At 76.2% G+C, this 353-nt stretch carries 1 pseudogene; it reads left to right on the top strand.

The features are described 5' to 3' along the window. Positions 1-353, top strand: a pseudogene (locus OP79_RS49255) (ATP-binding protein); the annotation flags it as partial.

Raw genomic sequence — 353 nt, 5'->3', positions numbered from 1 at the left:
GCCGAGCAGCGCGGCGCCTTCGTCGCCTTCGCCGGAGGCAGCCCGCTCGCCCTCTCGCTGGCCGCCTCCGTGCCCGCCGCGGCACCCGGCGCACCGTGGGAGCCGACCGGCGACGTCCTGAGGACCCTGGTCGAGCGGCTGGTCGGCGACCTGCCCGGCGCCGTCCACCGGCGCGCCCTCGAGGTCGTCGCACAGGCCTACGTCACCCGCGAGCCCCTGCTGCGCGCAGTGCTGGGTGACCAGGACACCGACAAGGTGTTCTCCTGGCTGCGCCAGCTGCCCTACATCGAGGCCACGCCCGAAGGGCTGCACCCGCACGACGCGGTGCGGGCGACCCTCGAGGCCGACCTGCG

Source organism: Streptomyces yerevanensis (assembly GCF_000716805.1).
Classification (GTDB): domain Bacteria; phylum Actinomycetota; class Actinomycetes; order Streptomycetales; family Streptomycetaceae; genus Streptomyces; species Streptomyces flaveus.
This window is presented reverse-complemented; position numbering and strand designations above follow the sequence as displayed.